This is a genomic window from Variovorax sp. AB1(2024) (assembly GCF_037482385.2).
In the GTDB taxonomy this organism is placed as follows: Bacteria; Pseudomonadota; Gammaproteobacteria; order Burkholderiales; family Burkholderiaceae_C; genus Variovorax.
Map to the genome: position 1 here is coordinate 4292494 of NZ_JBBHKP020000001.1, position 19769 is coordinate 4312262.

The 19769-nt window shown below is 67.8% G+C and carries 17 protein-coding genes and 1 pseudogene; 8 read left to right on the forward strand and 10 right to left on the reverse strand.

The annotated features are described in order from the left end of the window. Window positions 1–56 precede the first annotated feature (56 nt). The gene (locus WIX39_RS20120) at window positions 57–503 is read left to right on the forward strand and encodes a hypothetical protein (protein ID WP_081269014.1); all 447 of its coding nucleotides are present in this window, start codon (window positions 57–59) and stop codon (window positions 501–503) included. On the opposite strand, the gene ilvB is transcribed toward WIX39_RS20120, so the two are convergent. Then, a complete protein-coding gene (ilvB, locus tag WIX39_RS20125) occupies window positions 504–2282 on the reverse strand; it encodes a biosynthetic-type acetolactate synthase large subunit (protein WP_409195689.1) in 1779 nt (592 codons plus the stop codon). Window positions 2283–2347: 65 nt separating this feature from the next. Between ilvB and WIX39_RS20130 the strand changes: the two genes are divergently transcribed. Next, window positions 2348–2842: an Lrp/AsnC family transcriptional regulator gene (locus WIX39_RS20130; protein ID WP_172839876.1), complete on the forward strand. Its 495-nt coding sequence runs from the start codon at window positions 2348–2350 to the stop codon at window positions 2840–2842. A gap of 8 nt (window positions 2843–2850) precedes the next feature. Here WIX39_RS20130 and WIX39_RS20135 read toward each other — a convergent pair whose 3' ends face one another. The 6 genes and pseudogenes from WIX39_RS20135 to WIX39_RS20160 form a co-directional block, all read right to left on the reverse strand. Continuing rightward, the gene (locus WIX39_RS20135; RefSeq protein WP_409195690.1) at window positions 2851–3870 is read right to left on the reverse strand and encodes an OmpA family protein; all 1020 of its coding nucleotides are present in this window, start codon (window positions 3868–3870) and stop codon (window positions 2851–2853) included. 118 nt (window positions 3871–3988) lie between these two features. Next, complete coding sequence (locus WIX39_RS20140; protein WP_081269017.1) at window positions 3989–5221, reverse strand: dienelactone hydrolase family protein; 1233 nt, start codon at window positions 5219–5221, stop codon at window positions 3989–3991. A gap of 14 nt (window positions 5222–5235) precedes the next feature. After that, entirely contained in the window at window positions 5236–5760 is a 525-nt protein-coding gene (locus WIX39_RS20145) for a flavin reductase family protein (protein WP_234382824.1), read from the reverse strand. Then, window positions 5734–6969 (reverse strand): annotated as a pseudogene (locus WIX39_RS20150) (styrene monooxygenase/indole monooxygenase family protein); the annotation flags it as partial. The pseudogene WIX39_RS20150 and the gene WIX39_RS20145, both read right to left, overlap by 27 nt. Window positions 6970–6976: 7 nt before the next feature. Next, window positions 6977–8218 (reverse strand): styrene monooxygenase/indole monooxygenase family protein, encoded by a 1242-nt coding sequence (locus tag WIX39_RS20155; protein ID WP_409195691.1) that lies wholly within the window; start codon window positions 8216–8218, stop codon window positions 6977–6979. Window positions 8219–8256: 38 nt separating this feature from the next. Continuing rightward, entirely contained in the window at window positions 8257–9048 is a 792-nt protein-coding gene (locus tag WIX39_RS20160) for an SDR family oxidoreductase (RefSeq protein ID WP_409195692.1), read from the reverse strand. A gap of 184 nt (window positions 9049–9232) precedes the next feature. Here WIX39_RS20160 and WIX39_RS20165 point away from each other — a divergent pair, with 184 nt between their 5' ends. The 5 genes from WIX39_RS20165 (at window position 9233) to WIX39_RS20185 (ending at window position 14884) form a co-directional block, all read left to right on the forward strand. Beyond that, window positions 9233–10270 (forward strand): AraC family transcriptional regulator, encoded by a 1038-nt coding sequence (locus WIX39_RS20165; protein ID WP_409195693.1) that lies wholly within the window; start codon window positions 9233–9235, stop codon window positions 10268–10270. Window positions 10271–10382: 112 nt separating this feature from the next. Beyond that, window positions 10383–10679, forward strand: coding sequence for an iron uptake protein (locus tag WIX39_RS20170; RefSeq protein WP_081269084.1), 297 nt, complete (start codon window positions 10383–10385; stop codon window positions 10677–10679). 34 nt (window positions 10680–10713) lie between these two features. After that, entirely contained in the window at window positions 10714–12399 is a 1686-nt protein-coding gene (locus WIX39_RS20175; protein ID WP_106934193.1) for a PepSY-associated TM helix domain-containing protein, read from the forward strand. Beyond that, a complete protein-coding gene (locus WIX39_RS20180) occupies window positions 12392–12715 on the forward strand; it encodes a DUF3325 domain-containing protein (protein WP_081269023.1) in 324 nt (107 codons plus the stop codon). Before WIX39_RS20175 ends, WIX39_RS20180 begins: the two co-directional genes overlap by 8 nt. Window positions 12716–12916: 201 nt before the next feature. Further along, entirely contained in the window at window positions 12917–14884 is a 1968-nt protein-coding gene (locus WIX39_RS20185) for a sensor histidine kinase (RefSeq protein WP_409195694.1), read from the forward strand. A gap of 6 nt (window positions 14885–14890) precedes the next feature. Here WIX39_RS20185 and WIX39_RS20190 read toward each other — a convergent pair whose 3' ends face one another. Then, window positions 14891–15784 carry a LysR family transcriptional regulator gene (locus WIX39_RS20190; protein ID WP_409195695.1) on the reverse strand — a complete coding sequence of 298 codons (894 nt, stop codon included), beginning with the start codon at window positions 15782–15784 and terminating at the stop codon, window positions 14891–14893. A gap of 88 nt (window positions 15785–15872) precedes the next feature. On the opposite strand from WIX39_RS20190, the gene WIX39_RS20195 reads away from it, so the two are divergent. Beyond that, complete coding sequence (locus WIX39_RS20195; RefSeq protein WP_409195696.1) at window positions 15873–16649, forward strand: NAD(P)H-dependent oxidoreductase; 777 nt, start codon at window positions 15873–15875, stop codon at window positions 16647–16649. On the opposite strand, the gene WIX39_RS20200 is transcribed toward WIX39_RS20195, so the two are convergent. Both WIX39_RS20200 and WIX39_RS20205 read right to left on the reverse strand, forming a co-directional pair. After that, window positions 16646–18736: an alpha/beta hydrolase domain-containing protein gene (locus WIX39_RS20200; protein WP_409195697.1), complete on the reverse strand. Its 2091-nt coding sequence runs from the start codon at window positions 18734–18736 to the stop codon at window positions 16646–16648. The two genes, WIX39_RS20195 and WIX39_RS20200, sit on opposite strands and share 4 nt — an antisense overlap. Before the next feature lie 63 nt (window positions 18737–18799). Next, on the reverse strand, window positions 18800–19765 hold the full coding sequence (locus WIX39_RS20205) for a Bug family tripartite tricarboxylate transporter substrate binding protein (protein WP_409195698.1): 966 nt from the start codon (window positions 19763–19765) through the stop codon (window positions 18800–18802). Window positions 19766–19769 lie beyond the last annotated feature (4 nt).

Here is a 19769-nt window from a genome sequence, read left to right on the forward strand (position 1 = left end):
AAATGGATCGGCCTCCGGACGGATGCCAACATCCATCCATCGAACAGGAGGACTACATGGGGATCGCATTTGCCAAAGACTGGGACAACATCAATGGGCTCCAGGCAAAGCATGGATTGCAGTACGCCGATGACTACAACACCCTGGGCGCGTCAAGCTGGCAGCAGATATGCACCATGCTGAATACATGGGCAAAAAGAGAAATTGCCCATAACCACGCCAACGAACTCCACGACGTGGCCACCGCGGTGCTGGACAGTCAAACCGATGTGACGGTCGAACTCGGCTTCCATCAGCTACAGAACTTCAACGGACAGAGTTACTTTCACATCACCGTCATACATCCGGACGGCAGAAAGTTCCATATGTTCAGCCGGGCCGTCATCTACATGCAGCAGATCGCGCATATAGAAAAAACCATCGAAGGCGGCACCCGGGTTCCCACTTCTTACGAGAAGAGGATCTATACGTACCCCCAACAGCCTTACAACCCCATCGTTTGATCAGGCCTCTTCGTACCAGCGGTCCTTGGCCAGCATCACGCGGTGGTGGCCGTGTCCGGACGGCATCATCGGAAAGCAGTTCTCCTGCGCCGCCACCTCGACGTTGAGGAAGAACGGTCCGTCGCTCGCAAGGCACTCGGCCAGCGCCTCTTCCAGTTCGGCCGGGTCGGTCACGCGGCGCGCGCCCCAGCCGAAGGCCTTGGCCAGGGCCACGAAGTCGGGCAGCGCCTCGTTCCAGCTGTGGCTCAGGCGGTTGCCGTGGTTCAGTTCCTGCCACTGGCGCACCATGCCCATGTAGCCGTTGTTGCACAGCACCAGCTTCACCGGTACGCGATGCTGCACGGCAGTGGACAGCTCCTGGATGTTCATGAGCACCGACGCATCGCCGCTCACGCACACCGTCAGCGCCTCGGGGTGGCCGATCTGCGCGCCGATGGCCGCCGGCAGGCCGTAGCCCATGGTCCCGGCGCCGCCTGAAGTAAGCCAGCGGCGCGGGCTGTCGAAGCGCAGGTATTGCGCGGCCCACATCTGGTGCTGGCCCACGTCGGTCGAGACGATCGCGTCGCGCCCGCCGATGGCGCGGTTCAGCGAAGACATCAGCTGCTGCGGCAGGATCGCGTCCTCGCGCGTCTCGAAGGCCAGGCAGTCTTCGGCGCGCCAGCGTTCGATGCGCGACCACCACGGCGCCAGCCGCTCGGGAGCAAAGCTGTCGGGCAGCAGCGCCAGCAAGCCTTCGAGGATCGCCGCGCAGTCGCCCACCATCGGCACGTCGACGTGCACCACCTTGTTGATGCTGCCGGGGTCGATGTCGATGTGGATCTTGCGCGCATGCGGGCAGAACTCGTCGAGCTTGCCGGTCACGCGGTCGTCGAAGCGCGCACCGATGCACACCACCAGGTCGGCCTCGTGCATGGCCAGGTTGGCCTCGAGCATGCCGTGCATGCCCAGCATGCCGATGAACTTGGGGTCCGACGCCGGGAAGGCGCCCAGGCCCATCAGCGTGAGCGTGCACGGCGCGTGCAGCAGGTGCACCAGTCGCGTGAAGGCTTCGCAGGCCTCGGGGCCGGAGTTGATGAGCCCGCCGCCGCCGTAGATGACCGGACGGCGCGCCGTGGACAGCAGGTCGGCCGCGCGCTGCATCATGGCCTTGGGCGGCATCGCGGCGCGGCTGGTGCGCAGCGCGCGCAGCGGCGCCGGCTCGGGCGCATGGCTCAGGCGGTTGAGCTGGATGTCCTTCGGCACGTCGAGCAGCACCGGCCCGGGGCGGCCGGTGGTGGCGATCTCCAGCGCGCGGCGCACCAGCGAAGGCACGTCGTCCGCCGAGCGCACCTGGCGGTTCCACTTGGTCACCGAGCGCGACATGCCCAGCGCGTCGCTCTCCTGGAAAGCCTGCGTGCCGATCACCGCGGTCGCCACCTGCCCGCTGATGCACAGCACCGGCACCGAGTCGCTCATGGCGTCGAGCAGCCCGGTGATGGTGTTGCCCACGCCGGGGCCGGAAGTGACCAGCACCACGCCCACCCGGCCGGTGCTGCGCGCATAGCCTTCGGCCGCGTGCACCGCCGCCTGCTCGTGGCGCACCAGCACATGGCGCAGCCGCGGCTCGCCGTGCAGCGCGTCGTACAGCGGCAGCGCCGCGCCGCCGGGGTAGCCGAAGATGGTGTCGACGCCGCACTCGACCAGCGTGTCGAGCAGGGCTTCGGCACCGTTGCGCACCACGGGGGGCGCCTCGGGGTGGAGGGACAGGGAGGGCGTGAGGGGTAGGTCGAGCAGTCGCATGCCGTCGATTCTTCCGGTTTGAGCGCAAAATATGCTTCTTTCTTTTGGCTCTTCGGACTCGATTCATGAAAATCAATCGCCAAATCATCGGTGACAACGAAGGATCTTTCGACAAGACCGATCTGGCGATCCTCCGTGTGCTGCTGCTCGATTCCCGCAAGACCCTGCAGGAGATCGGCAACGAGGTCGGCCTGTCGCCCACCAGCTGCTGGACGCGCATCAAGAAGCTCGAGGCCACGGGCGTCATCAAGCGCTACACGGTCGACGTCGATCCGGCGAAGCTGGGCTACCACGACTCGGTGATCGTGCAGGTCACGCTGGAGAGCCACACCGACGAGACCCTCTACGACTTCGGCCGCGTGCTCGCGACCATCCCCGAGATCCAGGAGGCCTACCTGGTCTCCGGTGACTACGACTACTACATCCGCATCGCCGTGCGCGACACCCGCGACTACGAGCGCCTGCTGCGCGAGAAGCTCTACAAGATCCCCGGTATCCGGCACAGCAAGTCGCACTTCGTGCTGCGCGTGCTGAAGGAGACCAGCGTGCCGGTCATCTGAAGCCCGGCTCAGAGCCGGACCAGTTCGACCCGGCGGTTCTTCGCGCGCCCCGCCTCGCTGTCGTTCGGCGCCACAGGCTCGGCCGACCCGGCGCCGCGGGTCGTGAAGCGGCGCGGGTCCACGCCGGCCTTCACCAGCGCCGCGATCACCGCCAGCGCGCGGCGCTTCGAGAGATCGTCGTTGTGCTTCGCGTCGCCCTGCGCATCGGTGTGGCCCACCACCGAGAGCTTCAGCGGCGGATTGCCGCGCATGAGCTTGGCCATTTCGTCGAGCGTGGGCTGCGACTCGGGCCTGATGACGTCCTTGTCCAGGTCGAACAGGATGCCGTAGAGGTTCACGCGCCCTGTCTCCGCCAGGCTCTTCTGCATGGCCGTGGCATCGACGAAGACGATCTTGTTGTCTTCCATCGCCTTGGTCTCGACCACCCGCACGAAGGCGTGGTTGCCCACGTCGGCGTTGTGCTCGGCCAGCGCGATGCTGGCGTACACGGTGCCCGTGGGGCCGGCCTTCTTCGCCAGCAGGTAGCGGCCGCTCACCGCGAAGTAGTTGCGCGCGTAGTCGCCCCGGCTGCCCAGGCGCGGCCATTCGGGCTCGTCGAAGGCCAGCGCAAAGTCGTAGGGCGTGGTGGTGTCGACGCTGCCCGGGCGCGGTCTGTAGCACGACGCATTGGCCGTGCCGCAGGTGAACAGCACCTCGAAGCCCTTGGCCTTGAGGCTGGACTCGTAGTTGCGCTGCACCTCGAGCAGCGAGCGCTCCTTGGGCAGGCGGTAAAGGTAGAGCGTGACCTTGCCCTCGACCCGCAGCAGGTCGGGCTTGCCGCCGCCCCAGTTCTGGAACGGCTCCTTGATGAGGCCGACCTCGTCGTACGCGGCGGCCTTGTAGCCGTCGAGCACCGCGCCCTCGTAGCGGCCGACCAGCGGATGGTCCTTGGAGGGCTCGGCGGCGAATGCGCCGGCAAGCAGCAACGGCGACAGCAGAGCCGCGCCGGCCAGGCGCGTGCATCGGGCCATGAAAGAAGTCTTTGTCATCGAAGGCATCGGCTGGAACGGCGATGCGCTTCATGCTAGGCAGTGAAGCCGCCGCTGTGCATTCGACGGATGGCCTATGCCGTGGCCGGACCGCCCCGGCCACCCCTGGCTCAGCGCATCAACGCATCAACGTATTCGACGGCAAGGTCTCGTCCAGCAGCTTGCGCGCCGTCTCGATGCCCGCCACCGGCAGCAGCTTGGGGTCGAGCAGGCCGACCTGCACCAGCACGCTGGCCTGGTCCCAGTAGATGTGCTCGTGGTAGAGCTTGTCGCCGCGGAACTTGATGACGGCCAGCAGCGGCACTTCCACCCGCTTGCCGGTGGGCGCCACGCCGGGCAGCATCCACGGGATCTCGGTGGTGTGGGTGAAGCTGAACAGCAGTTCGTCGACCACCTGGGTGGCGCCGATGGTGCGCGAGATCGAGGTGAGCGCGGTGTCCGGCGGGTTGCTGTTGACGAAGTGGTTCGTATAGAAGGCGTGCAGGTCCTTGTAGCCCACGCCGCCGGTCATGGTCGGGATGTGGTTGACGTAGGGCTCGGCCACCATGGTGCGCATGGTGTCGTCGACGTTGCGCGTGGCGAACTCGTATTCGCAGTGCTTGTCCCACAGCGCGGAGAGGTCGTAGTGCGGGCCGATGGCGTCTTTCAGCGTGGCGATGCTGCGCTCGTGCGCCATGAGCGCCGAGGGCTTGTGGAAGTGCTCGCCGCCCGCGCGTGCGAAGGCGTGGTCCATGCCGGGGTAGACGTACAGCGACACGCCGGGCCGGCCCTTGAGCGCGGCCAGGATGCGGTCGCGCGCCTCGGGCGGGCAGAACTTGTCGAGCTCGGCGATGTGCAGGGTCAGCGGGCATTTGATGTTGTCGGCCTCGTCCAGCGCGGCGTCGATACCCACGCCGTAGTAGCCGACCACCGCATCGGCGTCGGTGCGGCAGGCGCTGAGGTAGGCGAGCTTGCCGCCGAGGCAGAAGCCGAGCACGCCAACCTTCTTTTCCGTTACCTCGGCACGGGCGCGCAGCGCGTCGATGGCGGTCTGCATGTCCTGCATGCCCTTGGCTTCGTCGAAGCCGCCGTACAGGGCAAAGGCACGCTGCCAGTCGGCTTCGCTGTAGCCCAGCTCCACGCCGGGTTCCTGGCGCCAGAACAGGTCGGGCACCAGCACCACGTAGCCTTCCTCGGCGTAGTAGTCGGCCACCTCGCGCATCGTGTGGTTGATGCCGAAGATTTCCTGGGCAATCACGAGGCCGGGGCCGGTGCCCGCCTCTGGCAGCGCCAGGTAGCCGCGAAAGGCGCCGCTGCCGTCGGCGGCCTGCATCTGGATGTACTGGCCCGGGGCCTTGGTTTTCTCTTGCATGTGGGTTCTCCGTTCTATTGCAAACATTCCGGGTGCCGCGTCGTCACCTGGTAGTAGCCCGAGTGAAAGACCAGCGGCTCGCCGTCGAAGCGGTCGTAACGCTCGACCTCGCCGATGAAGATGAGGTGATCGCCCCCGTCATACTGCCTGACATTGCGGCAGACGAAGCGCGCAATGACATCATTGAGCAAGGGTACGCCCGCCGTGCCCTCGCAGCAGTCCACGCCGCCGAACTTGTCGGCCTGCGGCGTGGAGAACTGGCGCGACAGGTGATGCTGGTGCGCCGCCAGCACGTTGATCGCGAAATGGCTGGCGCCCGTGAAGTCCGCCACGCTCGGCGCATTGCGCGCCAGGCTCCACAGCACCAGCGGCGGATCGAGCGACACCGACGAGAACGAGTTGGCCGTCATGCCCACGCGGCGCCCGTCGATGGCGCGCGTGGTGATGACGGTCACGCCGGTGGAAAACTGGCCCAGCGCCTTGCGGAAGTCGCGGCGGTCGAAGCGGTCGGCCGCGGCCTCGCGCGCCCTGTCTTCCAGGAAGCGGTCGGCCTGCGCCGCATCGAACCACCAGGGCGCGAAGGCGCGCGGATCGTCGAAGCCGTTGACCACCGTGCTCGCGACCGAGGGCATGTGCGTCGCGCTCTGCAGCAGCTTGTGCAGGTGCGGCGTGGGCGGCGCGAGCAGGCTGCGGGTCCAGTCGGTGGCCCAGCGGGCGTAGCCCTCCCAGTAGCGGTCGAAGGTCTCTTGCATCCATGCCGCGTCGAAGGGTGCGTCGGCGTTCTCGAGGATGCGCTGCAGGTAGATCTGGGCGCTCTTGGCCGCGTTGTTGGAGCCCTGCCCGGTGATCGGGTCGTTGAGCACCACCACGTCGGCCATGCCCAGCACCTGGCGCCCCGAGGGCAGCGTGGCGACGGGCTTGCGCACCGTGGGCGCGAAGCTGCCGACGAGGATGCCGTTGTCGTCGGTCAGCGCGATGTCCCGGCAGCGCTCGGCCTCCCAGGGCAGGAAGGTTTCGAGGATCTGCCTGCTGCGCGCCAGGTGCGCCTGCGGCGTCTTCACGTCTGCCCAGCAGTCCATCGGCCCGCCAGGAATGCCTTCGAACACCATGATCTCGCACGGCCCGCTGGTCGTGAGCGCGGGGAACACGAAGTACTCGCCCACGCCGGGAATCAGGTTGAAGCACACGGCCGGGAACGGCTCGCGCGGCTTCATGCCCTTCACGTAGGTCAGCGCCAGCACACGTTGCGGTGCGTCGAATGCGCTGCGTTCGGCGTCGCGCTCGAAGAGCTTCGCGATCTCGCCCTTGCCGCTGGCCACCACCACCAGTTCATGCATGCGCGCGCAAGCCTCCAGGGCATCGAGCCCCACGGCCTTCAGCACGATCCGGCCGCCGCGCTGCTCGAAGGCGTTCATCCAGCCGTGGATCTTGACGCGCTGGTCGACCGACTGCGCCGCGCCGTCGAGCCGGGCGCTCCACTCGATCGCCTTGCCGCCCTGCGGGTTGCGCACCGTCATGCCGATGCCTTCCACGCGCGGGCAGTCGTCGGCCCAGAAGTCGAGCCCGAGTTCGCGCTCGGTCTGCAGCGCGGTCTCGAACATGCACTGGCTGGACATGACCGGCCCCTCGAGAATCTCCCGCGCGCCGCGGTTCGAGTAGACCGTCACCTCGTGCCCGGCCGCCTGCAGGCCCAGCGCAAGCTGCATGCCGGACTGGCCGGCGCCGACGATGGCAACGCTGCGTTTCATGGCGTCGTCAGGCCGCCGCGGCGGCGCAGGTTTCGATGTAGCGGTCGGCCTCCACCGGGTCTGCGAACCACGGGAAGAAGGTGCGCGGATCGTCGAAGCCGTTGGCGAAGGCGCTGGCCAGCGTCGGCATCGCGCCGGCGCTGCCGAGCAGCTTCAGCACATGGGGCGGCGGCGGCGTGAGCAGCATGTTGGTCCACTGCGTGACCCACTGCGAATAGCCGAACCAGTAGCGGTCGAAGGTCTGCTGCATCCACGAGGCGTCGGCCGCGCCCTCGCCGCGCGCGAGGATGCTCTTGAGGTACACGTCGGCGCACTTGGCCGCGTTGTTCGAGCCCTGGCCGGTGATCGGGTCGTTGAGCACCACCACGTCGGCCAGGCCGAGCACCTTGCGCCCCGAAGGCAGCGTGGCCAGGGGCTTGCGCACCGTGGGCGCGAAGCGGCCGGCGAGGATGCCGTTGTCGTCGGTCAGCTCTATGTCCTTGCAGCGCCCGGCTTCCCACGGCGTGAAGGTGTCGACGATCCACTTGCTGCGCGCCAGGTGCTCCTGCGGCGTCTTCACGTCGGCCCAGCAGTCCATGGGGCCGCCCGGAATGCCTTCGAACACCATGATCTCGCAGGGCCCGCTGGTCGTTAGCGCGGGAAACACGAAGTACTCGCCCACGCCGGGAATCAGGTTGAAGCACACGGCCGAGAACGGCTCGCGCGGCTTCATGCCCTTCACGTAGGTCAGCGCCAGTGCGCGCTGCGGCTTGTCGAAGGTCGACTTGTGGGCGTCGCGCTCGAAGAGCTTCGAGATCTCGCCCTTGCCGCTCGCCACCAGCGTCAGGTCATGCGTCTGCGTGCAGGTTTCGAGCTCGTCGATGCCCGCGTCCTTGAAGACCAGCTCGCCGCCCTTCTTCTGGAATTCGGCCATCCATGCCGGGATCTTCACGCGCTGGTCGACCGACTGCGCGCTCGAATGCAGCCGTGCCGCCCAGTCGATGGCCTTGGCGCCCTTCTGCTCGGGATGCGGCACCGCCAGCCCGATGCCGTCGACCGTGGGGCATTCCCTGGCCCAGTGGTCGAGGCCAAGGTCTCGCTCGATCTGCAGCGAGGTGTGGAACATGCACTGGCTCGACATCACCTTGCCGTTGCGTATGTCGTCCGCCGTGCGGTTGCTGAACATGGTGACTTCGTAGCCCGCGCCCAGCAGGCCGAGCCCCAGTTGCAGGCCCGACTGGCCTGCGCCGACGATTGCGATCCGCTTCATTGTCTTGCTCCTTGCTTGGTTGCTTGCTTGCTTGCTGGTCAGTCCATCAGCTTGGGAATGGCCGGCACGGCCTGCTCGGGGCCCATGGCCGCGTAGCCTCCGTCCACCGCGTAGTCGGCGCCGGTCACGAAGCTCGCGTGGTCCGAGCACAGGAAAAGCACCACCTGCGCCACCTCGTCGGGGTCGCCCACGCGGCCCAGCAGATGGAAAGGCGCGGCCACGCGGTCGGTCTTGGCGCGGTCGCCGTTGCTCAGGCGGTCCATCACGGCCGACCATGTCCAGCCCGGCGACACGCTGTTCACGCGGATGCGGTCGCCCGCCAGGTCCATGGCCATGTTGCGGGTGAGCTGCGCCATCGCGGCCTTGCTGACCGGATACAGCCAGCGCCCGGTCTGCGCCACGCGCGAAGAGATGCTCGTGAAATTGACCACCGCGCCACCGCCCGCCGCCACCATGTGCGGATGCACCGCCTGCAGCATCGCCACCGCGCTGGCCACGTTCACGTTGAACGAGCTGAGCCAGTCGGCGCGCGGCGACTTGAAGCCGTCGTCCACGTAGGAGCACGCGAGGTTCACCAGAAAGTGCACGCCGCCGTGCCGCTGCGCCGCCTGGGCCACGCATGCCGCCACCTGGGCGTCGTCGGTGATGTCGGTGTGCGCGAAAAGCGCGCCGGCGCCCAGCGAATCGGCCAGCGCCTGTCCGTTGCCGGCGTCGATGTCCGCAATGGCCACCTTCACACCGGCGGCGTGCAGCGCGCGCACCACGCCGGCTCCTATCAATGTGGCACCGCCGGTGACGATGGCGCTCCTGCCTTCGAGTCCCTTGAACATGACGCTGGCTCTCCTGTTACGGTGGATCAACCGGGCCGGGCTGGCCCGTGGGGTCGTACGTTAGGAGGCCGGGGCGCGCGCACGCATCCCGCAAGCGCAGGCGCTGTCCCTGCCGCGCATGTTTTCGAGGAGGGGCGATCCGAATTGTGGGCGGGGATGGTTTTTGCTACGGTGCCCCAGCCCCATGGAAACCGCCGCCACGACCCCACGGCTGCCGCTGCAGCGCTACCGACTGTTCGAAAGCCACGACATGGACGAGGCGCGTGAAAGCGTGGCCCGCGTGTTCTGCCCGCACGGCCTGACCATGCTGCGGCCGCGCACCGAACTGGACGCCTGCCACCACAGCGCGCGCCTGCACCGGGACGTGAGCCTCAACTATGTGCAGTACGGGCCGGGCGTGCAGATCGACCCGGGCTATCTGCAGGACTTCTTCCTGCTGCAGATTCCGCTGCGCGGAGGCGCGGACATCCGCTGCGGCGCGCAGCAGGTCGATGCCACGCCCAGCCTGGCATCGCTGCCGTCGCCGACCGAACAGCTCTCCATGCGCTGGGCCGACGACAGCCCGCACCTGATCGTGCGGCTGGCCCGCCCGGCGCTGCAGTCGCGGCTGGAGGCGCTGCTGCAGGCGCCGGTGCGCCAGGCGCTGGTGTTCGAGCTCGGCGTGCCGCTCGACAACCCCGCGCTGGCGCCGCTGGTGCATTTCATCGACTACCTGCGGCTCACGCTCGACGCGGGCAACTCGCTGCAGGCCGGCGGCAGCCGCCTGGCCGAGCATGCCGAGGCCTACCTGATGGCAAGCCTGCTGATGTCGGCGCGGCACAACCACTCGGGCGCCCTGGCCGGCGATGCGCAGCGCGGCCTGCTGCCGCGCGTGGTCCGCAAGGCGCAGGAGTTCATGGCGGCGCACGCCGAGCAGCCGGTGTCGCTGGCCGACGTGTGCCGCGAGGTCGGCTGCAGCGCACGCGCATTGCAGCTGGCGTTTCGCCAGCATGCGGGCCAGGGTCCGATGGAGTTCCTGCGCGAACTCAGGCTCGACAGGGTGCGGGCCGACCTGGTGGCGGCGGCGCAGCGCGACGACGGTGGCGGCGTGCGCGAGACGGCGGAGAAATACGGCTTTCTTCACCTCGGCCATTTCGCGGCGCAGTACCGCGCCCGCTTCGGCGAAAAGCCCTCCGAGACGCTAGCGCATAGGGCTTGCGCCGACAAAACCAAGATACTATGAGAATAGTTCTTATTTGATAAAAGGCGTCGAACCGGTTATTTGTTCGAGGCCCGCCGACCTGGCTCAAGACGCATCCGCGCGGCTCACCACCGCGCCACGCCGCCTCGACAGCATGACCGCTTCAAACGTTTCTCCTTCCCGCGTCGCCTGGCGCATCGCCGCCGGCATGCTCGGCGGCTACGCCTTCACCTGGGGCTTCATCGCCCTGGCCATCGGCCTGCTGTTCGCAGCCCGCATGGAATTCCACGACGCCGAGGCGCTGGGCTACATCGTGGGCTTCATCGTCTTCCTGGTCGCGTTCCTCTGGGCGTTCTCGGCGCACAGCCTGGCGCGCGTGTGGCTCGTGCTGGCCGGCGGCGGCGCACTCATGGCCGGTGCCGCCTGGCTGGTGCAGCGCACGCTGCTCTGATCGTCGACGCGCACGCCCAAGGAGACCCAAGTCCGTGTTCCAGAATTTCCGCCTCTCGATGGCCTGGCTTCATACGTGGTTCGGCCTTGTGCTGGGCTTCGTGCTGATGGCCGTCTTCTTCTTCGGTTCGCTGTCGGTGTTCGACCGCGAGATCGACCGCTGGGCGATTCCCTCGACCCGCTTCGAGCCGCAGCCCATGCCGTCGTTCGACAGGATGCTGCTGCCCGTCTTCCAGGACATGAAGCCCAGCGCCCAGAGCATCGAGCAGGCCCGCAGCCGCGTGAGCGGCCCCATGGCCGACAGCTTTCCGGTGGTCAAGAGCTGGGGCGCCTACACCACGCACCGCGACCCGGTGCTCAGCCTGTTCTCCAGCTATGAACTGCCCAATGCCAAGGACCCCGAAGACAGCGTTTTCGGCGACCGCACCATCGACCCGCGCAACGGCAGGCTGCTGCCCGACGACCACTTGAAGATCGGCAGCCAGTTCTTCTACCCGCTGCACTACAGCCTGCACCTGGAGTGGAAGAACCTGGGCTACTTCATCGTCGGGTTCTCGGCGCTCGTCATGCTGGTGGCGCTGGTCAGCGGGGTAGTCATGCACCGCAAGATCTTCCGCGAGCTCTTCACCTTCCGCCCGCGCAAGCACACGCAGCGCAGCACGCTCGACCTGCACAACCTGACCGGCGTGGTGGCGCTGCCCTTCCATTTCATCTTCGCCTTCTCGGGGCTGGTGATCTTCGGCAGCATCTACTTTCCGATCACCGACACCCAGCTCAAGCCGCTGCACGACCTGCATGAAAAGCACGAGGCAATGGAAACCGGCCTGCCGCACGACCGCGCGGGCGTGCCCGGCACGCTGGCATCGGTGGACGCCATGGTGGCCGAGGCCAAGCGCCGCTGGGCGGCCAAGGACATGGCCGGCGACGTGGGCTTCCTCAGCGTGCAGCACGTGGGCGACGCCAACAGCTACGTCAGCGTGTACCGCGCCGGCACCGACCGCATCGCGCTGACCGGCGAAGGCATCCACTTCAAGGCCTCGACCGGCGAGGTACTGCGCGAAGACCCGCCGCTCACGCCCGTGGCCAGCGTCAACACCTTCCTTACCGGCCTGCACCTGCAGCACTTCCGCCACTGGCTGCTGAGGTGGCTGTATGTGCTGGGCGGCCTCTCGGGCTGCGCGTGCATTGCCACCGGCTTCGTCTTCTTCGTGGAAAAGCGCAAGCGCCAGCATGCGAAGCAGGAGCGCGGCGGCGCGCGCTGGGTCGACGCCTTCGCGGTGACCACCGTGACCGGCATGCTCGTCGCCACGCTGGCCATGCTGATCGGCAACCGCCTGCTGCCCGACGACCTGCCGGCGCGCGGTGACTGGGAAAAGTACATCTTCTGCGGCGCATGGCTGCTCGCGTTCGCGCACGCCATCTGGCGCACCGCGCCTGTTGCCGAGGCGCGCATGGCCCCCGCCTGGGCAGAGCAGTGCTGGGCCGTCGCCGTGATGGCCGTGGCCGCGGTGCTGCTGAACTGGGTGACCACCGGAGACCACCTGCTGCGCACTCTTGGCCAGGGCTACTGGCCGGTGGCGGGCGCCGACCTGTTCATGCTCGCCAGCGCCGCGGTCGCGGTCATGGCCGCACGCAAGCTCGGCCGCCGCACCGGCGTGACCTCCGCTCCGGCGGCACCTCGCGCGGCCTCCGCCGGCGTTGAGGAGAGCGCCCGTGCCTGACGCCCTCCTCCTGCTGCTGGCCGTGCTGGCCAACATCGCCGGCCTCGGCTGGCTCGCGCTGGCCATGGATGTTCATTGGGAACAGGCGTTCGGCCCGGTGCCCGCGTCGCGTGGCACGGTGGTGCTGCTGCGCGTGCTTGGCGTGTCGGGGCTGGTCGCGTCGCTGCTGCTGTGCCTGGCAGTCGACCACGCTTCGATGGCTTCGCTGGTGTGGTTCATGACGCTGGCCGGCGCCGCGCTGGCCATCGCGTTCACCGCAGCCTGGAAGGCCCGCTGGCTGGCCTTGCTGGCGGCCTGGGTTCGTCCGGCCGCCTGACACGCCACCCTCCACACACGGGGCCGAGCCAGTCCGCCGCCCCTGCCTGTCACGAAAAAGTATTCCCCGGTGGCGGGGGAAGCCGGCTTGGCCAACGACATAATGGCGGCCGCGCGCGGTAGCGGGCCGGTGGGCCGGTCCCGGCATTCAACCGGCGCACCTAGAGCAAGCTGAACAAGATTTCCAAGGCAGAAGCGATCTATGAGGCTTGGCCGCAAAGACTGTTGGCGAATCGGCCGGTCGATCGCAAAGCTCTGGCTGGCGCTGCTGCTGGCCATCCTGCCCTTTGCGCGTGCCGACGAAGCGCCGCGGAACGCGTACACCGCCGTCCACATCACCCGGGCGGAACTGCTGTCCGTGACGGGTACGGGCTATTCGCTCCCGCCGCAGCAGATAGAAGACACCACCCTGCCGAGCGCCGGCTGGAAGCCTGTCAGCCTCCCATACACGGCCTTGCGTGAACTGGTGCCCACGGCGTCCAGCGGCATGCGGGCCGTCACCGACTGGTACCGCATCGACCTGTCGGGCCAGCCCCGTACGACGCAGCAACGCGTTCTCTACCTCCCGCGCTGGAAGACCCTGGGGCACATCGCGGTCTACGGCGACGGCGTGCTGCTCTACCAGTCGCACGGCAGCCCCGTCCACAACGGCTACAACCATCCGCTGCTGCTGCCGCTGAACGCGACCGCGAACACGCTGTCCCCGAAGTCCGTGCTGATCCGGGTCGACCGCCTGCGCAACAGCGGAAGCGGGTTCTCCACGGTGTGGGTGGGCGACGAGCATGCCCTGGCCTGGCGCTACCAGTCGCGCCAGATGCTGCAGGTGCAGTTGCCGTTCATGGGCAGCGCGGCGTTCCTGGCGGTGGGCGCGTTCGCGTTCGCGGTGTGGCTGGGCAAGCGGCGCGAATCGCTCTACCTGCTGTTCTTCGCCATTTCGGCCGTGGCGTTCCTGCGCATGCTGCACTACTACGTGGGCGGCAGCTACCTGCCGATTTCGGACGAATGGTTCGAATGGGTGACCGTGGCCAGCCTGCTGTGGCTGATCGTCCTCATCCACCTGTTCCTGCAGCGCCTGCACCAGCAGCCCTCGGCCTGGCTGACCCGGCTGGCGCTGGGCCTGACGCTGGCCTGCAATGTCGCGACGCTGCCGCACGTGTCGACGTCGATCGTCAGCCTCTACCTGTTCACGCCGCTGCTCAACCTGGCGGTACTGCCGGTGGCGGTGCTGATCTTCGCGGTGAACCTGCGCAAGGCCCTGCGGGCGCAACTGCCGGAAGGGCGGCTGGTGGCGGGCTGGACGGTCTTCGCCGTCGTGTTCACCTCCTACGACGGGCTCCTGCAGAACAACCTGGTCAGCCCGGAGAGCGTGTACACCTCGCCCTACGCCGTCATCGGCCTGTTCTTCGTCTTCTCGTTCATCATGTTCCAGCGCTACACCGGCGCGTTCGCCGAAGTGGGCCGGCTGAACACCGAACTGGTCCTGCGGCTGCGGGCACGCGAAGCCGAACTGGAGCAAAGCTACCAGCGCCTGCGCGTCATTGAGAACCAGCAGATGCTCAACGCCGAACGGCGGCGCCTGATGCAGGACATGCACGACGGCCTGGGCTCGTCGCTGATCAGCGCCATCCGCTCGGTCGAGCGAGGCACCATGAACGAGGCCGAGATTTCCAGCGTGCTCAAGAGCTGCATGGAAGACCTGAAGCTGGTCATCGACTCCATGGAAAGCGTGGACGCCGACCTGCTGCTGCTGCTGGCGACCCTGCGCTTTCGCCTGGCGCCGCGCATCGAGGGCGCCGGCGTCGCGCTGCGCTGGGAGGTACAACCCGTGCCCGTGCTGGCCTGGCTGGACCCGAACAGCGCACTGCACATCCTGCGCATCGTGCAGGAATGCGTGGCCAACGTGCTGCGCCATACGCAGGCCTCGACCATCTGCTTCAGCACCGAGACGACCGACGACGGCGTGTGCGTGGTGATCGAGGACAACGGCGAGGGCTTCGCCGTGGAAGAGGCCCTGCGCCGGCACGGCCGCGGCTTGCGCAACCAGCAGCAGCGTGCGCAGGCCATCGGCGCCAGGGTGAGCTGGGAATCCGGCAGCGCCGGCACCCGGTTCACGCTCTGGCTGCCTCTGCACCGCGACGCCGACACCATGAAGGCGCCGGATCCGGTTTGAGCTCCGTCAGAGGCCGGCGGCGATCTGCTCGCGCAGCCACCTGTGCGCGGGATCGCGGTGCCGGAGCTCGTGCCAGAGCATCGCCATCTCGTAGCCGGGCACCTCCAGCGGTGCCTCCACGACACGCAACCCGGCCGCGCCGCGCGCCAGCCGCTCGGGCAGCATCGCGACCATGTCGGTGCGGGCCAACACCGACACCATGAAAAGAAAGTGCGGCACCGACAGCGCCACGCGCCGCGTCAGGCCCTTTTCGGCCAGCGCCTCGTCCGTCGGCCCGGCAAAGCCGCCACCGCCGGGCGACACCACCACATGCTCCAGGGCGCAGAACTGCGCGAGCGACGGCCGCCGTTTCAGGCGTGGATGCCCTTCCCGCCCGGCCAGCACATAGCGCTCGTGGAACAGCACGCGCCGGTGCAGCCCGGGCTGCGCGCCCACACTGGTGTGAAAGAACAGGTCGACCTCCGCCTGCTCCAGTTGCCGCGCCATGCGCGAGGGCACCGCCTCCACAACGGCCAGCCGCGTGTGCGGCGCCGCGGCACGCAGCCCGGCCAGCGCCGGCAGCAGGATGACCGACTCGGCATAGTCGGCAGCGGCCACGCGCCAGGTGGTCGTCGCCTCGGTGGGGTCGAAAGGGCGCGTGGGCGCCACCGCGCGGCCCAGCGATTCGAGCGCCTCGCGCAGAGGCTCGCGCAGTTCGTCGGCGCGCGCGGTGGGCCGCATGCCGCGCTGCGCGGGCACAAGCAGCGGGTCGCCGAAGGCTTCGCGCAGCTTGGCGAGTTGCACGCTCACGGAGGGCTGCGACAGGTTCAGCCGCTCGGCCGCGCGCGTGACGTTGCGTTCGGCCAGCAGCGTGTCGAGCGTGACCAGCAGGTTGAGGTCGAGGCGGCTGAAATTGTTCATGGCAATTCCTGGAATTCATACTATTCATTTCCAATATATCGCCAGGAAACCTAACCTGCGGGCATCTTCATTCGAACCTCCACGAAACATGAACATCCTGCTGGTACTTGCCCACCCCGAAGCCGCTTCGCTCAACGGCTCGCTCCATCGCTTCATGCTCGAGCACCTGACGGCCATCGGCCATTCCGTGCAGGTATCCGACCTGTACGCCATGCGCTGGAAGCCCGCGCTCGATGCCGACGACTTCCCCGCGCGCGACACCGCCGCGCGCTTCGACCCCGTGCTCGACTCGCTCCATGCGTTCGAGACGGGCACGCAAACCGCTGACATCGCCGGCGAACAGGAAAAACTGCTGTGGGCGGACGCCGTGATCCTGCAGTTCCCGCTGTGGTGGTACTCGATGCCCGCCATCCTCAAGGGCTGGGTCGAGCGCATCTATGCCTATGGCTTTGCCTACGGACTCGGCGAACACTCGGACACCCACTGGGGTGACCGCTTCGGCGAAGGCGTGATGGCCGGCAAGCGCGCGATGCTGGTGGTGACGACCGGCGGCTGGGCATCGCACTACGCGCCGCGAGGCATCAACGGGCCCATGGACGACCTGCTGTTCCCCATCCAGCACGGCATCCTGTACTACCCGGGCTTCGACGTGCTGCCGCCGTACGTGGTGCATCGCACGAACAAGATCGACGATGCAGCCTACGCACGCATCACCGGGGAACTGGGTCGGCAACTCGACACGCTCTTCACGGCCGAGCCGATCCCGTTCCGCCCACAGAACGCCGGCGACTACGAGATTCCCGCCCTCACCCTGCGCGAGGACATCGCGCCGGGCAAGACAGGCTTTTCAGTGCACACCGCTTAAGGCAGCACCGGATTCGCGACCGCGTTGGCAATTGCAGCGTCGGCATCCACGCGCAGCATGAAGCGCCTGGCCACGAGATCGTTGGCCGCCGTGGTCACTGCCGCCACGTAGCCTGCCTGGTCCACATAGCGCTCCTGCAGCGACGGGCGCGGGTCGCTCCCGCGCAGCGCCGCCGTCTTGGCGAATGCGAAGTAGGAGCCGAACAGGCCCGCCTGGTCGATGCGCCCAGGCTGATTCGTGTAGTTCCAGCCGGTGTTGGTGCCCAGCGGCACGGCCACGTCGATGCTGCGGATGCCCGCGATGTCGTTGCCGTCGGCATCGACCTGCGGCACCAGGATCGCGTAGTCGCGCCCCAGGTAGGCCGGCGGCACCTGGGTTGCGATGCCGCTCTCGTCCTGCGGCCGGTAGCCGGGGCCCCAGTCGAGCAGCGAGTAGGTGTTGGCCAGTCCCGTGTAGCTCACCCCCGGAATGGCCGGGAACGCGACCCGCGCCGGGCGCACCAGCGTGCCGTCGGCGATCCTGGGCACCTGGTTGTCGGGCGGCGTGGTGCCCTTGACGACCCAGTCCTCCAGGTTCTGGTACAGCGCACGCACGACCGGGATCACGCCCGTGTTGGCATTGGTCGCATACAGCGCCCCGGCGCCCGCGCCCGGCACCGACGCGAGGCCCAGCAGGTGGTGCGAGCTGGCGTAGTAGTAGATGCGCGCGTTGCCGGGCTGCACCAGGTCGGCCGTGCCCCAGGCGTCGGTCAGCAGCGGCGAACCCTGCAGCGTCCAGAACTCGGTGCCGCTGAAGCCGATGAAGAGCTTGGGACAGGTGCCGCTCGCCTCGCAGCGCGACAGGATGCCGCCGCGCCGCTGGGCCACGTCGTCCACGTAGTCCTTCGACAGGCCGCGCGTGCCGCCCTGGCCGAAGGCCGTGTGGTCCGCGCGCACGCCACCGCCGCCGCCGGGCACGGAGAAGCGCATGTTGATGTTCGTCTGCCGCGCCGCGATCTGCGCGAACACGCCGTCGAACACCTTGGCGCCCGAGCGGTCCTCGTTGAAGCCGAGGTGCACGAAGGTCTTCATGAAGTTGCCGCACTGCGAGACGCCCGAGGCAATCGTGTTCCTGATCGCGGCCGCCACCGGGTTGGCGGTACCCGCCGCATCGGCGGAGTCCCGATGGAAGAAGCTGATCATGTCGCGCAGCGCCGCGAGGCCGAGGCCCATCACCTTCGGGTCTTTCGCGACGTAGACCAACTCATACAGATAGGCCGGGTCCCACTTGTCCCTGAGGCACACGCTGGTCTCGTCGGGCGTGCCGGGGAACGGCGTGGCGGCACCGCACTTCGCGAACTTCCAGTCGCTCGCCGGAATGAGCTGGCGCGCGTCGCCCTCGTTGATGCGGCGCGTGAGCACGTAGCCGGGCTTGGTGTTGTCCAGGCTGGCCGTGGCATAAGCCTGCATCGCCGCGTTGAAGGGGCCGCCCGGCAGCGGCAGCGAATCGTTGGTGGCGGCGGTGGGCAGCAGCTCGGCGCGGTAAGTGCCGGTGATGCTGCTGCCGTCGGCGTTCTTCACCACGGGCACCTTGAGCGTGAGCTTGCCAGGCGCCGCCGGCACGTCGCCCTGCCATGCGGCCGTGAGGAACACATAGCCGCGCGAGGCGAAGTACGGGTCGAGGTTGACAATGTTGCCGCGGTTGGGCGCGTCGTAGCGCAGCACGCCGCTGGCCTTGCTCATGTCCTTGGGCTTGAAGAGCACGAAGTCGGAGCTGTACTCGACCTTGCCGTTGGCGTTCAGCGGCGCGAGCGACAGGTCCTGGATGATGGCGTTGCGCGCGTCCCTGGGGTCGACCTCGCCGGTGAAAGTGCCCGTGATCTTCTCGTAGGCGCCGACGCTGCCGAAAGTGCCGGGCACGTCTTCCGTGGCGGTGATGGCGAGCTTGTATTTGGGTGCGGCAGCCGCCGCGGCGGGCGGGGCAGGCGTGGTCGTGGCGGGCGGCGGCAGCAGCAGGCTGCCTCCTCCCCCGCCGCCGCTTCCGCCGCATGCGCTCAGAAAAAGGGCGGCCGAAGCCACCGTGGCAGCCTTGAGGCTCCAGCGTTTCATGGTCTTGTCTCCTGTTGTGTGTCTTGTGTCGTCGCGGCGCCGATCCCCGCTACGGCGCGCGGGCTACTCGGCCTCGATGCCGGCGGCCTTCACGATGCGGCCCCACTTCTGCGATTCGGCCGCCTGGAACCTGGCAAGCTCCTCTGGCGAGGTGGTGAACACTTCGGTGCCGGTGGGTTCGTAGAACGCGGCCTTCGCCGCCTCGCTCTTCGCGGCCTTCACCAGCAGTTCGTTGAGCCGCTTGACCACGGCCGGCGGCGTCTTCGCCGGCGCATAGGCGGCGAACCAGTAGCCCATCTCATAGCCCTTCACGCCGGCTTCGGAAATGGTGGGCACGTCGGGCGCGAGCGGCGAGCGCGCGGAGCTGGAGATGCCCAGCGCGCGCAGCTTTCCGGCCTTGACCTGCGGCAGGCCGGTGGCGGTGTCGGTGATCATCATGTTGATCTGGCTGCCCAGCAGGTCGGTCACCGCGAGCGTGTTGCTCTTGTAGGGCACGTGCAGCAGCTTGATGTCGGCCATCTGCTGCAGCAGCTCGCCGGCCATGCGGCTCGACGAACTGCCGCTGCCGAAGCTGTACTTGCCCGGCTCCTTCTTCGCGAGCGCGATGAACTCGGCCACGCTCTTCGCCGGGAACGACGGGTTCACCACCATGATCTGCCCGCCCTTGCCCAAGGCGGCGACGGGTGCGAAGTCTTTCACCGGGTCGTAGGGCAGCTTCTTGAACAGGTGTTCGTTGGCGGCATGCGTGGTGTTGGTGGTGATCAGCACCGTGTAGCCGTCGGCAGGCGCCTTCGCCACGTTCTGCGACGCGATGAAGCCGCTGGCGCCGGCCTTGTTGTCGATGATGACGGCCTGCTTGGTCTCGGTCGCGATCTGGTTGCCGAGCGCGCGCGCGATCTGGTCGGTGGCCGTGCCGGCCGCGAAGGGCACCACGAAGGTGATGGCTTTCTCCGGGAAGGCCTGTGCATGGCCCAGCAGCGGCGCGAGCGCCAGCGCGGTGGTCAGCACGGTCAGGGGGAATCGTTTCATTGTT

Bases quoted from the DNA above. Each gene is read 5' to 3' on its own strand.
- ilvB (WP_409195689.1), bottom strand. From the start codon at position 2,282: ATGCGACTGCTCGACCTACCCCTCACGCCCTCCCTGTCCCTCCACCCC.
- WIX39_RS20200 (WP_409195697.1), bottom strand. From the start codon at position 18,736: ATGAAACGCTGGAGCCTCAAGGCTGCCACGGTGGCTTCGGCCGCCCTT.
- WIX39_RS20165 (WP_409195693.1), top strand. From the start codon at position 9,233: ATGGAAACCGCCGCCACGACCCCACGGCTGCCGCTGCAGCGCTACCGA.
- WIX39_RS20120 (WP_081269014.1), top strand. From the start codon at position 57: ATGGGGATCGCATTTGCCAAAGACTGGGACAACATCAATGGGCTCCAG.
- WIX39_RS20130 (WP_172839876.1), top strand. From the start codon at position 2,348: ATGAAAATCAATCGCCAAATCATCGGTGACAACGAAGGATCTTTCGAC.
- WIX39_RS20135 (WP_409195690.1), bottom strand. From the start codon at position 3,870: ATGACAAAGACTTCTTTCATGGCCCGATGCACGCGCCTGGCCGGCGCG.
- WIX39_RS20205 (WP_409195698.1), bottom strand. From the start codon at position 19,765: ATGAAACGATTCCCCCTGACCGTGCTGACCACCGCGCTGGCGCTCGCG.
- WIX39_RS20160 (WP_409195692.1), bottom strand. From the start codon at position 9,048: ATGTTCAAGGGACTCGAAGGCAGGAGCGCCATCGTCACCGGCGGTGCC.
- WIX39_RS20195 (WP_409195696.1), top strand. From the start codon at position 15,873: ATGAACATCCTGCTGGTACTTGCCCACCCCGAAGCCGCTTCGCTCAAC.
- WIX39_RS20170 (WP_081269084.1), top strand. From the start codon at position 10,383: ATGACCGCTTCAAACGTTTCTCCTTCCCGCGTCGCCTGGCGCATCGCC.
- WIX39_RS20140 (WP_081269017.1), bottom strand. From the start codon at position 5,221: ATGCAAGAGAAAACCAAGGCCCCGGGCCAGTACATCCAGATGCAGGCC.
- WIX39_RS20155 (WP_409195691.1), bottom strand. From the start codon at position 8,218: ATGAAGCGGATCGCAATCGTCGGCGCAGGCCAGTCGGGCCTGCAACTG.
- WIX39_RS20185 (WP_409195694.1), top strand. From the start codon at position 12,917: ATGAGGCTTGGCCGCAAAGACTGTTGGCGAATCGGCCGGTCGATCGCA.
- WIX39_RS20190 (WP_409195695.1), bottom strand. From the start codon at position 15,784: ATGAACAATTTCAGCCGCCTCGACCTCAACCTGCTGGTCACGCTCGAC.